An 11839-nucleotide genomic window follows, 5' to 3' on the forward strand; every position below is an offset into this window, starting at 1 on the left:
AACTTATGATTTAATTTTTGTTAAATTCTACATACACTTTTTCGCCCACACTTACGCCTAATAGAGTTTTTGCTCCGTTATTTTTAGTTCCTTTATAAATACTTACTTCCAGTAAATCTGCATCATTAAATAAGACTAAAGGCTTACCATGATATTGTCTCTCATTTTCCCAATCTTTTACAACATCTGTATACTGATTGTAAATTTTTGACAGAGCATAGCTCCTAAATTTTACAACAAACTCATCATAAGCTGCCGCTTTCTTCTCAAAAAATACTTTACTGATGTTAGACACAGCATTACCAAAATTATCCACATACATAATTTGCCCTACAATGAGGTTATCTGTTTCTATCGCTTTCGGGAAAGATATTTTTTTAGGTTCATTATAAACCCGCCCTATTACTTCTGGCAAACCACCATTATGAAGATGAACCGCTGCAGGAACTAAAACATCGGTAGCTGTAAAATTAACTTCGTCATCAAACCTGTTATTCAAAGTAATTTCATAAACTTCCTCTGGATTGATGTTGAAAAAAATTAAACTAAGAATGCCATTATCAGCAGCTACAAAATAATGCCCATCTACTTTGTAAACTACTGCTTTTCTATCTTTATGATAAAAACTGTCTACCGCTATAAGATGCACCGTACCTTTAGGAAAATAAGTATAAGCATTCCTAACGATATACGCCGCCTGAAGAAGATTATAAGGTTCTACATCGTGGCTAAGATCTATAAGTCTAGCATCAGATTTTAGAGCCAAAATACTCCCTTTAATAGCACCAACTCTATGGTCTACAAGTCCGTAATCAGATGTAAGTGTTATCACTGGCATAGTGCAAAGATAAGGATTTTAGGGCAGTAGTCTATCTTATTTTTAATTCTGAAATATGATTTTTATATAAAAATTTAGGCTAACCTGTGATAAAGATTAGCCTAAAGAAATTGTATCTATTTTAACCTATATTAGCGGTCTGCATTAGAAGTATCGTCTCCTATGTTCCAAGTAAGTCCGAAACGCAACGTATTATCTAAAGCGGTATTAACTTTAGAAGTATTGATAAGGTAAGAAACATCTAATCCGAAAGATTGATAATTAAAACCAATACCTACCGTAGCAAACTGTCTGCCTCCCTGAAGTTCACTCTCTCTAAAATAACCTGTTCTTACCGCAAAGGCATTATCATAAGAATATTCTAACGCTCCACTTAGCATTAAACTTTGTGGATTGCTAAAAGACTTCCCTATCCCTTCCATCACACCTACATTAGGAATTTGAGGCGTGGTGCTACCTGCTGGAATTTCAGAGCCTGGCACCAATAGTTTAGAAGCCTCTACACTAAGTCCTACTTTATTAACATCGTCTAAAAATACATCATAACCTCCACCAATTCTAAAAGTGGTTGGCAAGTAAGAACGAGAAGTATCATCTCCTGTATAATCTAACTTAGGACCTAAATTTTGGATTGCAAAACCTGCTCTAGCTTGCCCTTCATAATCACCAAAACTCTGATGCTTAGGGGATTGATAAAAACCTGAAACATCTACTGCAAAACTATTAGCTGGTTTAGTAGTATTATCTGAATTAAAACTACCAAAGTCTGAACGAATATAACGCCCCGTAACTGCCATAGAGTAAGTATCAGACAGTTTTAAACCATAAGACAAATCAATTGCAAATTCGTTTGGAGTTACAGTTCCCTCTTTTTTTACTTGACTTCCTACTAACTTAGTTAAATCTACCTGCCCCATATTAAAGTAGTAGATACTAGCTCCTAATGTAGAACGCTCTTCTTCTCCTAAAAAGGTATGATACCCAGCATAAAGAAGGAAAACATCATTAGTTAACTTACTCATATAAGGTGTGTAACTTACACCTACGGACGAAGAAGTTTTACTAAAAGGATATTTTGCTGCATTCCAAAACTGCGAAAATGCATCTGAAGAAGTCGCCACCCCTTGATCTCCCATACCTCCTGCTCTTGCATCTGGAGAAATTCTAAGAAAAGGAGCTCCCGTAAGTACTTGCCCTTTTTGCTGTGCTAAGGCTAAGGTACTAGCCGTTACTCCCAGTCCTAAAAGTAGTTTTTTGGTAATTTTCATATTTTTATTTTAATATTATCATTTTTTCTATTTGAGTAGAAGAACCTTTACAAGTCTCCTGATTGGTACTTTTTACAAAAACTTTGTAAATATAAGTACCTTTTCCCACATTTGCACCATAATCATCTGTTCCATCCCATTCTATTTGTTGTCTTCCTGTCCTAAATCCTTCTCTAAAAGGCTCCGAACTTACAGTCTGGCGTAGGGTTTTAACAAGTTTCCCTGTAATGGTATAAATCTGAACTCCTACTTCTAAAACATCAGGACAATTATGTTCAAACTGAATATAGGTTTTATTAGTAAATGGATTTGGCCAATTTAACAATCTTTTTACTACTAAATTCTCCTCCGCCTGAGGTCTCACTACAAAGTTTAACGATGCTGTTGAGAAATTATTGTTAATATCCCAAACTTTAAATACCAATTGATGTTCTCCCGATTTTAAATTCCTAAAAGGATAATTTACAATTCCCTTCTGATAATCTTTAAGACTAGGACTCACACAACCATTTCCCTCCCCCGAAGTATAGAAGTCATTAAGAACAATGGTATTGATAACTTCTCCATCTAAAATTACTGTAATATCGTGTCCTATACCAGCTCCTGTGGCGTTAATCCCTGTATCATCTGTAACACAAGCCAAAAATACAGGATTTTCATTTGTGATACCTCCATTAACGAAATTGGTATTATTCATAAAAAGTTTAATCTTAGGAGGTTCATTATCCTTAATACCATCAGGATTGATACCACCAATTTTAACCGTTTTGGATTGGTAAACATCCATCTCTTTATTGTCCGCATATAAGAGTAGCCTTCCGTCTCCCAAACTAAAATCAATATCCTTAGGCATATAGAACTCTATCTCAAAAACTCCGTTTTTAACCGTGCCTGAGGTTTTAACAATAGGATTTCCTTCTTCTTTATAATTAAGTATCGGTGTTAGGCCACCATCATTATTTCGTGTTTTTTTACTTTGTATTTTATCAAAAATGTTAGCTACTATTTTACCATTAAAAGCCTCATCTAAATCCCCAGAAATAGTATTGACACGACCTTTAATTTTCACAAAATCCAACCCCCTTAAACTCTCTTGAGTTGGTTTTTCTATTTGGTCTATCACAATTCTAGGTGCAGGTCGGCTAAGCCTCATTGCTGGGTCTCCCAACATATTAACTTTTAGATGATCTGGGTGAACCCCAAAATTATTCTTCGCCATTAGAAAAGCATCTCCTAAAGTGTAGAAACGTTCTGCATTTTCTTTTTTGAAAATAGACTCTAAGAATGAATTGGTAAATCTTCTCCCGTAAGACACTCCTAGCTCCCTACTAGAAGTAATCATCATGGCTGGACCTCCCGATTTTAATTTAAATAAAATCTCTCCTAAAGACGGTGTATTTGGGTCGTCCCAAAGTGTAAACTCACAAGTAATAGTAGAAACAAGTGGAAAACGACTATAAGTACTGCTAAAGTTGTTAAATTGATTAACTTCATTAAGTGTAAGCACTCTCTCTTGAGCCCACCCATTAAGTCCACCATGCCCAAAATAGAACAAAAATAAACTGTTCCCCATAGCTGTGTTAATCCCCTGTGTAATTTGAGGAAATCTCTGCCCTCCTGCAGTAGTTTCCGGAGAAAATGAATCTAAATAAAGTTTTCTAATATGATACTCCTTTTTATCTGAAGTGTTAGTTTCAAACAAATTAACTAAAGCCGAATTAATTTCATCGTGGAAAGGAGCCCCTCCATCTCTATCGTCATCTACAACAAAATCCATATTCATTCGCCATTCTCCGAAAGGCGTAGATTGGTTAGGCAAAGCGTTGTAGTATGCTAAAGTTTTATCTATCCCTATTTTAGCTTCTGTTATATTTTTAGCGAGAATTCTCCCAATAGGCAGGTCAGGTAAAACATTACTCAAAGAAGTGCTTCTTTGTGGTGAAGTCATTACAAAATAATCATCAGTAACATAAGAATTACTAAAATCTAAACTGCTTTCACTTTCATAAGTGGGTACAATATTAGAATTACTCCCTGTACAATTTTTATAGTCGTAAGAGCCGTCTCCCAATAATAGTACATATTTTAATCTTCCATTATTTTTAAGATGAGAAATGAAGTTTCTTATTGCGGTAAGATCTTGTCCACCTGAACTGTACTCGTTATATATTTTGCCAGGCTCTACAATCGCTGTTTTAAATCCATTTTTTTGAGTGTGATAATCTGCCAATCTTTTGGCTTCTGTTGCGAAATCAGAACTTGTAATAATAAGGTAATCTACATCTGTAAGAGCCTGTAAATTTTGATTTTCTATCCTACCTATGAAACTAGGTGTATAAGCTACATCTAGCTTAAAGGCAACGAACTCATTGTTAAAAGTATCACTATTAGCAAGATAAGCTAAAGTAAAAAGGTTATTCGCAGAGTTAAGGTTCTTTTTATTCTTAACATTAGTTACATCAGACACATCCCAAACTCTATCAATAGCCTCAGCACTACTAATTTGAAATCCATAGTTTTGTCCTGAAGTCTCCGCTATCCCAAAATTTCTAAAATTCATTTGAGAACCATTGAATCTTAAAGGTTGCTTATACTCTATCTCTGCATAATCTAGATAAAATACGGCATTAGGATTAGCACTTATATTTGGAGTATAATTAAACGTTACTTTATTAGTGTCTGAAGATATAGAAGAGAGGAATAAAATAGAATTATATCCACCTTGTCCAGAAACACTTTGTTCAAAGGTACTACTTCCTATGTTTAAGGTAATTTTAGTACTTTGAGCATCTTTAGCAATTAATCTTGTTCTAAATTTCACTCTAGAATCCGAAGGAACGTCCGTTAGATTAAAAGTAACTTCCTTTGCACTACTAAAAGCATCATCTACCCACAATCTACCTATCCCTCTAAGATTATTCTTATCCTCATTGATAAACTGATAGGCATCGTATTCTGTAATAAGGTCGGTCGTGGGTGTAGTATCTTGAGTTGTACTAATCCTCTTACCAGCACCTATGTCAAAATTGATAAAATAATAAGCATTGCCTTCGTAGATATTTTTATAATGGATAGCCCTATCTAGTCTCGCATCCGTTTTACGATTGCTCCTGTTATAAAAAGCATAACCATCTGCACCTTGAGCATAAAAAAGAGCATAATCTTCTTCGTCCCATCGCCCATCTTCCTCGCCTACTACTTCTATCGCATTCTCTTGCAATGTTTTATAATACTTATCTTGATTATATTCAGGTAACATAAGCCCTCCATTACCATATATTCTGAAATTTTTAGGATTGATGGAAGACAGATTGATACCATTATCCCTCAAAAACTGACTAGTAATTTTATATACGCCTGATTTATCTACCTTTATTTTATAAAAAGTTCCTGAAGCTAATGGACTAGTCACCGAAGTGGATAAAATCTTGTTTGAATTGTTATTAAGCCTTAAAACTTTAGCCTCTTTTTTTAAAGTGTATGAAACTAATTTTTTAAGCTCATCACCTTCTTTTTTTATAACTTTAATTCTCAAGTTCAGAAGAAAACCTTCTCCAAAGGAGTTTTTTTGCATGTTTACTTCCGCTTCCTCCTCTGATGTTATTAAAGAAGCATCTAAATCAAACTTCTGGTTATCTTGAAGTTTTTCCCACACCAAATTTATAACACTATAACTTTCATCTTGAGCTACCTTTGTGGTATTTTGAAGGTATATTTGATTATTATCAAATACTAATTCTTTATTAGTAAAACTAGGTAATTTAACCGATTTATCCGTGCCATAACTTAGTTCTGTACTACCTTGCCATTGTATCTGGGTGGTTTGAGCTCCAAAAAAATTACACACCAAAACTATTGCTAGTAGTATATTCTTATTAAGTAACTCGTTGTGCATTTTAAATAATACTGATTTTTAGATGATTTAATTTTCTTTGGAAGATAAATTTATTGATATATTGAATAACCGTTGCGGCGGTTATTTTACTGATTATCCTTGTTTTAAAGCCTTCAAAAGTTTTAGCATAGTTTCTTTTAATCATAAATTGGTCGCAAAGTTGAGAGAAAAATGTCTCAATTCGTTTTCGCTTTTTCTTGTACAATGAAAATTGAGGAATATAATCTTTCTGATTACTTCTCATTGGTGTATCTAATTTAATATTAGCATAGTTAAATAAATCTATTTGAACTTTTGCTGATAAATAGCCTCTATCTCCAATTAAAGTACAGTTTCGCATTTGCTCACCAATATCTTTTAAATAGTGGATGTCGTGAACGGATGCAGGGCTTATATCAAAATTCTTAATCACACCATTTAAAGAACATACTGCGTGTAGTTTATAGCCATAGAAATATAATTTCTGTGAAGCACAATAACCATATGTTGGTGAAGAATAGGATTGCTCTTTACAAATTTTTGAACGAGTAGAACGAGCGTTTTCACAAACTTTCATTGGCATGCTATCAACGATAAAAATATCTTCAAACTCATTGAACTCCATCGAAATACGCTGTCTAATTTGCTCTGTTTGTAGGGATAGTCTTCGTTTTCGCTTATTGTAAACACTTCTTTCAATTTTGTTTATCAGAGAGTTTGGCAATTTTCTAAATAACTGTAATTCGCTATCAATACTCAAGTATTCAGCAGTAATATTAAGACTTATGACTTCTAAATCGCTCATTTTAGGTGTTCTTCTCTGATAACTAATCAGTTGATTTTCTGAAAAAAGTCCTAAAACTTCCAAAATTCTTTCATATATTTGCTCTATGTTGTTCATTTATACCGTTTTATAGCAAAAACAATATACTGATTTTCAGTCTAATAAACAACTCTTGTTTTTTTCATTTCATAATGCACAACGGGTTATTAAGTAATAATTTCATAATGAATATTTCTAATATGTTTAGAATAAATCTGTTTTCTTTGCAAAGTAAAAGTAAAAAATTAAAACAATAAAATTTAATTCTTTTCGTTTAGCAAAAAAGGTTAAAATCTATTTTGTAAAGTAGAATAATTTAGCTTTCTTTGTAAGTTGAAAGTGTTTTGAGATTAGCATTTTATTAGCTAACTCTTACTCATTGTTATTTAAATAAAAGAAAAATATTATATCGAATGAAAAAACTAAAGTTATTTTCATTATGTGTTTTAGGTTCATCTTTAACCTTAATTAGTTGTGGTAGTGGCAACACCAAAAAAGGAGGAGGTTCAGGTAAAACTACAAGCCTTACAGGCTGGAAAGAAAACGACCAAAAAGGTTGGTTCTTCTCTGGAAAAGAAGAAAAACAGAAAGGACAACCAGGAATGGTATTCGTACAAGGCGGTACTTTTACTATGGGATTAGTGAAAGATGATGTGATGCACGACTGGAACAACACTCCTAGAAGAATGCAAGTAAGCTCTTTCTTTATTGGCGAAACCGAAGTTACCAATTACGATTACCGTAACTATGTAACTTGGTTAAAGTTTGTTTTCCCTTCTTCTGACCCTAGTTTCAAAGATATTTATAAAGGAGCTCTGCCTGACACTTTAGTTTGGAATAACGAACTATCTAGAAATGATTATTCAGAAACTTATTTTCGTTCTCCAGCCTATAACAATTATCCTGTAGTTGGGGTATCTTGGTTACAAGCTAACAGGTATTGTGAATGGCTAACGGACAGAGTTGGAGAAAGAATACTAATGGATCAAGGAGTTATTTCTAAAGATTTATATACCAACGAAAGTAATAACCAAGGGCAATCCTCTTTTACATTAGACAAGTATAAAGCGAACGACCCTGAAATGCAGAGTTATATCAATGAGCAAAGACTTAAACAAAAGTCTGGCATCAAAACAACTAACTCTAGGATTTTAGCTGCCAACAGAGGTAATGGTTCTGCGGTAGTTACCAAATATCGTCTCCCTACTGAGGTAGAATGGGAATTTGCTGCTCTAGGTTTACAAAAGAACAGAGAGTATAATCTTTATACAGGGAAAACTCCAGAAATTGATAAACTAAGAGGCAACAAAGGTAGAAACAGAGGTATGTTCCTTGAGAACTTTAAATATGGTCGAGGAGACTATTCGGGAACTTCGGGTTGGAATAACGACGGCTCACCTACCACTGCTGATGTAAGACAGTATCCTTCTAACGACTTAGGTATTTATGGTATGTATGGCAATGTAGCTGAATGGACAGCCGATGTTTACAGACCAATTATAGACGATGAAGCTAGTGATTTTAACTATTACAGAGGTAATGTTTATAAGCAAGTAGTTAAAAATAGTGATGGCACCTTCTCTAAAGTTGATGGTAACAATATAAAATATGATACTTTAGCAGATGGCAGAAGAGTCTATAGAGGCTTACCAGGACAATATGAAAGAGAAGTTGTTGACGATAAAAGAAACTTCCGTGATGGAGATTTCATGTCTTCTCTAGGTGCTGGAAACGGAAGAGAACTTGACAGTGCTGCATCTAAAGAGTTTAATATGTATAATTCTTCTAAGAGAAGATTCTTTGTAGATGCTAAAGGGAAAGTTATCCTAGAGAAAGATAAAAAGTTTAGAACATCTAACGTTTCTAATAGCTCTAGAGTGGTTAAAGGTGGTTCATGGAAAGATACCGCATATTGGCTAGACCCAGGGCAAAGAAGATATAGAGATGAAGCAAGAGCTTACGGCTGGGTAGGCTTCCGTGTAGCACAAGATGCTAAAGACAATATGAACAAAAGAAGTAAAAGATAAATAACTTCCTAAACTCTAAAAAAACCTTTCTTTATTAGAAAGGTTTTTTTATTTTTGGGCTATGAATATAGAACAGTTTTATCCAATATATTTAAAAAGCAATAAAGTTTCCATTGATAGTAGAACTATTGCTGAAGGTGATTTATTTTTTGCTTTTTCTGGTGAGAATTTCAATGCGGCAACATTAGCAGAAGACGCTATTAACAAAAGAGCTTTAGCCGTGATAGTAGAACAAAAGGAGTACGAAAATATCAGTAAAAATATTTTTTATGTTCCTTCTACTTTAAAATTTTTACAAGAATTATCTACCTTTCATAGAAATAAACTTAACATTCCTATTATTGCTCTTACAGGAAGTAATGGAAAAACCACTTCTAAAGAGCTCATAGCTGCAGTATTATCTAAGAAATACAAGGTACAATTTACTAAAGGTAATCTTAATAACCATATAGGCGTTCCTCTTACTCTACTTTCTATAAAGCCGGAGCATGAAATTACTGTAGTAGAAATGGGGGCTAATCATCAAAAAGAAATCGAACTTTTATGTCAAATAGCTCAGCCCGACTATGGCTATATTACCAATTTTGGAAAGGCTCACCTTGAGGGCTTTGGAGGTGTAGAAGGTGTTATCAAAGGAAAATCAGAGTTGTATGATTATCTTAAAAAAGAAAATAAACAAATCTTAGTTAATGCCAACGATACCATACAAGTGGAAAAAACAAAAGACTACTCTAAAACCATTTGTTTTGGAACACCTCAATCTGATTATGATTTCCAGTTATTCTATGATAATCAAAGGGTAGGACTTATTTTTGAAAGCGAAGAAATAATTTCACAACTTACTGGAGCTTATAACTTTACTAATATATCAGCAGCTGTAACTCTAGGACTATATTTTGGTATTGACAAAAATCTTATTAAAGAGGCCATACAAGAGTACACTCCTACCAATATGCGTTCTCAAATTATGCAAAAAGGAGATAAAATTTTAGTATTAGACACTTACAATGCTAATCCTAGTAGTATGGCAGTTTCTTTAGAGAATTTTGCTTTGTTTAATGGTAGTAAAACCGTAATCATTGGGGATATGTTAGAGCTAGGCGATGCTTCCGAGGAAGAACACAAAACTATTCTTCAAAAAGCACAATCTCTCAATTTTGATAAAATTATTACCGTTGGGAAACATTTCTCTAGTGTAAATACACAAGGTACAGCATTTCTTAACACTCAACAACTCTCCGAATATCTTAAAAATCAACCTTTAACCACTAAAAATATTCTCTTAAAAGGCTCAAGAGGTATTGCCTTAGAAAAAATATTAGACGATATTGTTTAATCTAAAATAAAGGTTAATTAGTAGCTGTATATTCTTAAATGTTTGAGGATAAATGTATTCTTGGATTTCCTTATGAGACTTCCATTCTACTTTGCTGATGCCTTCTTCTATCTGTGGAGAAGGCACTTCGGAGCCATTGTATTTCATAGTAAACCAATAGGTTCTCTTGAGTATTCTTTTCTTTTTTTCGGTATAGATGTGATAAGTTTCTTGTAAGAAATCTAACAGTTCTAAGTCTGTAATCCCTGTTTCTTCTTCTACCTCTCTTACAGCCGCTTCTTTTACACCTTCGCCTTTCTCTAGTTTACCTTTAGGCAAATCCCACTTCCCTAGTCTATGTATAAATAAAATTTTGCCCTCTTTATTCGCTACCAAACCTCCTGCCGCTTCTACAATATGAAATAAAGATTTAAAACACTTCCACAGCTTATCTATATTAGAGGCGTAAACACAAACCTCTCTTGCTGAAGTTTTTTCTAGTAGCTCTATCCCCTCTTCTATATTTTTCTCATCAGTAAATATTATGTTATGCTCCGTACTTTCGGGTTGATTACTGATGATTAATCTTTTTTCATTGATAAAAACTTTATACATTTGCGGAAGTTTAATAATTTAACAAAAATAAGAAATGAATTTAGAAGGAAGAAAAATTATCGTAAATAAATCGGCAAAACAGCTATCTGAAATGTTGAAACGCCCAGAAGATTACAAAGAACTAATGCCTGAGGGATTAAAAAAGTTTGAAACCGTAGCTGATGGTTTTAAGTTCGGGCTTAAAGGTATGCCAGAAATCGCCCTTAAAATAGACAAAGTAAAAGAAGGCGAAAAAGTAGTATTAAAGTCTGCTAGTTCTAGCTTAGATTTTGGTCTTACAGGAATGATGAACGCTATCAACGAAAACCAAACAGAAGTTCAGCTTTTATTTGAAGGAAAATTTAATCCTTTTATCAAAATGATGGTAGAGAAGCCACTTCAAAACTTCATCAATAACTTAACAGATAAGATAGAACAGTTATAATTCTATAATTTAATCCGTCTCAAAATACTAATTGGGACGTTTTTTTTTATTTCCCCATTTCAGGGATTGCCTTAGCGCTAAAGTTTCCAGAATTGTTATACAAAACATATTCGGAGAAGTCGTCTTTGGCATTCATTCCTCCAGAAGCCACAAAGGTATTTCCGTCTTTATCAGTAATAAATACGGTGTCTTTGGTATACATTTTATTGTTCTTTTTGTCCCAATAGATAGACTGCATTACAAATGTTTGTCCCTCGTTATTGATGACTTTTACATTACCTTTAGCTTCGTAGAAATCCTTTTTTTGTATTATTTTGGCATAGTTTGCCCATAGTTTACCAGGTACTTTAGGCTTCTTTTTATCATAGAACTCTAGATAAAGCCCTTTCTTAATTTCCACATAAGGCGTGTCTATAAACTCGTACTCTTCTAAAAGAGGGGCTTTAAACCTAATTTTTACCGCTCCAGAATCTCTTTGCACAATATCTGCGTTATAGATAATCCTAGAGGCAAAGTTGGTCGGTTTGTTCTGATTGTACTTGGTAAGGTCTTCCTCGCAAGAGGTTGAAACAAAAAATATAGCCCCCATAGATAGGGTAGCTATACTTTTAGTTAATATTTTAGCTATTGTTTGTTTCATTGATAGCCAACTCCA

The 11839-nt window shown here is 33.7% G+C and carries 9 protein-coding genes; 3 read left to right on the plus strand and 6 right to left on the minus strand.

The genetic code is table 11. The annotated features are described in order from the left end of the window. Window positions 1-10 precede the first annotated feature (10 nt). From VIX88_RS01620 to VIX88_RS01635, 4 genes are all read right to left on the minus strand, one after another. Window positions 11-838, minus strand: coding sequence for an SAM hydrolase/SAM-dependent halogenase family protein (locus tag VIX88_RS01620; RefSeq protein WP_064970694.1), 828 nt, complete (start codon window positions 836-838; stop codon window positions 11-13). A 131-nt stretch (window positions 839-969) separates the two neighbouring features. Further along, entirely contained in the window at window positions 970-2106 is a 1137-nt protein-coding gene (gene porV / locus VIX88_RS01625; protein WP_064970692.1) for a type IX secretion system outer membrane channel protein PorV, read from the minus strand. A 4-nt stretch (window positions 2107-2110) separates the two neighbouring features. After that, window positions 2111-6001 (minus strand): type IX secretion system sortase PorU, encoded by a 3891-nt coding sequence (porU, locus tag VIX88_RS01630; RefSeq protein ID WP_214193971.1) that lies wholly within the window; start codon window positions 5999-6001, stop codon window positions 2111-2113. Window position 6002: 1 nt separating this feature from the next. Further along, window positions 6003-6881 (minus strand): IS982-like element ISRa1 family transposase, encoded by an 879-nt coding sequence (locus VIX88_RS01635; protein WP_127919822.1) that lies wholly within the window; start codon window positions 6879-6881, stop codon window positions 6003-6005. A gap of 335 nt (window positions 6882-7216) precedes the next feature. Here VIX88_RS01635 and gldJ point away from each other — a divergent pair, with 335 nt between their 5' ends. Both gldJ and VIX88_RS01645 read left to right on the plus strand, forming a co-directional pair. Then, window positions 7217-8830 carry a gliding motility lipoprotein GldJ gene (gldJ, locus tag VIX88_RS01640; protein WP_064970196.1) on the plus strand — a complete coding sequence of 538 codons (1614 nt, stop codon included), beginning with the start codon at window positions 7217-7219 and terminating at the stop codon, window positions 8828-8830. Window positions 8831-8891: 61 nt separating this feature from the next. After that, complete coding sequence (locus VIX88_RS01645; protein WP_064970195.1) at window positions 8892-10166, plus strand: UDP-N-acetylmuramoyl-tripeptide--D-alanyl-D-alanine ligase; 1275 nt, start codon at window positions 8892-8894, stop codon at window positions 10164-10166. Here VIX88_RS01645 and VIX88_RS01650 read toward each other — a convergent pair. Then, a complete protein-coding gene (locus VIX88_RS01650; protein ID WP_064970194.1) occupies window positions 10149-10760 on the minus strand; it encodes an NUDIX hydrolase in 612 nt (203 codons plus the stop codon). The two genes, VIX88_RS01645 and VIX88_RS01650, sit on opposite strands and share 18 nt — an antisense overlap. 34 nt (window positions 10761-10794) lie before the next feature. Here VIX88_RS01650 and VIX88_RS01655 point away from each other — a divergent pair, with 34 nt between their 5' ends. Beyond that, entirely contained in the window at window positions 10795-11184 is a 390-nt protein-coding gene (locus VIX88_RS01655) for an orotate phosphoribosyltransferase (protein ID WP_064970193.1), read from the plus strand. A 46-nt stretch (window positions 11185-11230) separates the two neighbouring features. On the opposite strand, the gene VIX88_RS01660 is transcribed toward VIX88_RS01655, so the two are convergent. Beyond that, a complete protein-coding gene (locus VIX88_RS01660) occupies window positions 11231-11824 on the minus strand; it encodes a hypothetical protein (protein ID WP_014938877.1) in 594 nt (197 codons plus the stop codon). Window positions 11825-11839 lie beyond the last annotated feature (15 nt).

This window comes from Riemerella anatipestifer (genome assembly GCF_035666175.1).
GTDB classification, from domain to species: domain Bacteria; phylum Bacteroidota; class Bacteroidia; order Flavobacteriales; family Weeksellaceae; genus Riemerella; species Riemerella anatipestifer_D.